Below are 1,595 nucleotides of genomic sequence, written 5' to 3' on the forward strand. Positions count from 1 at the left end.
AGTTGCCAATTTACAAAAGGCTAGCCCCAACCCGGTAGAGCGCATCTGTCCCGATTTTTTGGCAAAAGCCTGTTGGTACTTATCAAATATTTTATCTAAATGCTCAGGCGCAATACCCACCCCTGTATCACTTATTTGTATTTTGCAAAAACCCGCTGGGGCATCGGGCACTATATCAATGGTGATTGTACCACCTACAGGCGTATATTTGGTGGCGTTGGTGAGCAAGTTTACCACTACCCGCTCCATCAGATCAGCATCTACGTTTACAAAAAAACCCGTCAAGCGTCCCACTTTGAGTTTTAGCCCTTTTTCTTGTATAATATAGTTTACCTGTGCCAAAGCTGCGTTGATGATGCTTTCTGCCAAAATAGTTTTTTGCTCAATTTTTAGCCGATGTTCTTCCATTTTTTGCACATCCAATATATTCATAATCAGATGGTACATACGTTTGCCTGACCGATTAATGGCAGTAAAAAACTGTGGATTGGTTTGCTCCTCAGATAAGCCAATGATAGAGTTGAGCGGATTTTTGAGGTCGTGTACAATCATTCCCAGCATTTGTTGTTTAAACCGATCTAACTCTACCAATTGGGCATTGGTAGCAACCAACATCTGGTTACCGCGTTGTTTGCTATGATAAAACAAACCTAACACCAAAAGCAGTATCACCAACAAACCTGCCATAAAACCATTTTAGCCATTGAAACTAACCATAAAACCATTTTAGCCATAAAGCCATTGAAACTAACCATTGAAACTAACATTCGAAAAGCCAACCCTGCCCGGTTATAAGGTACTCGTTGTCAGTCGGTCAGCAAAGCCGCACGCCAGCCCTTTCTCCCTTCGGTCGTCAGGGCTGTCATGCGGCTTGCGGTTCCCTTCTTCCGCCTCGTGCCGCCCAGTGGCATTTACGCGCATGGCTTCCCGCCCCACCGCGGGCTTTCCTCAGGGCTTTTTTTGTTGATTTATTTTTCATATGAAAAAAAAGCCCTTCGTCAGCTCCTTCGCTACACTGTTCGTCTGGTGTATTTCCGCCCGTGCGTGCCCCACCTGGCACCCGCAAAAACCTACCGCTCGCGCAGCCTCGGTGGGTCGGCGGGCATCCTTCAGCCGTCGTCGTTCGCGCAAGCTTACCCGCGAAAAACCGCCACTCCTTTGGGCTTCGGCTGTGAACACGGGCGGGCCCCAACGCGCGGTTAGAAAGCTTCGGGTTGTGGTCATGAAAGTGTTTTTGCCTGGTCGTCTCCCCGCTGGCTTACGCGCAGTGTTTGCGCCGCTTCACTTAGTCGTGCCTCCTGCGTTCATCTGCGCGCTCACTTTCCCAAACGCCCTGGGTAATTTTATTTTCTTCTGAAGATTATAAGTTGTATTTTTGGCTGCGCCCGTGGTTTTTGCGGGGCGACGTTCTTTGTTTTTATCGTGCATGAATGAATGCGGATTTTGACATTAGTTAGGAAATGAGAATGTACGTAACTATTTGATCTTAGGCTATTTAGGTGCGCAGAACTTAAAGACCACCTCACTAACGTCAGAAGTGTAGTGACGGATCAAAAACGTTATTTGGAGGACGGAGGAAGCTTTTGGAGTACGCT

Annotated in this window: 2 protein-coding genes; both read right to left on the bottom strand. The window is 47.1% G+C overall.

Annotation, left to right across the window (positions count from 1 at the left end):
• Nucleotides 1–687, bottom strand: a 687-nt coding sequence (locus M23134_RS37145) for a sensor histidine kinase (protein ID WP_002706324.1), incomplete at its 3' end; no start/stop codon positions are given.
• 594 nt (nucleotides 688–1,281) lie between these two features.
• Complete coding sequence (locus M23134_RS41665; RefSeq protein ID WP_002704837.1) at nucleotides 1,282–1,428, bottom strand: hypothetical protein; 147 nt, start codon at nucleotides 1,426–1,428, stop codon at nucleotides 1,282–1,284.
• Nucleotides 1,429–1,595 lie beyond the last annotated feature (167 nt).

The organism is Microscilla marina ATCC 23134 (assembly GCF_000169175.1).
GTDB classification, from domain to species: Bacteria; Bacteroidota; Bacteroidia; order Cytophagales; family Microscillaceae; genus Microscilla; species Microscilla marina.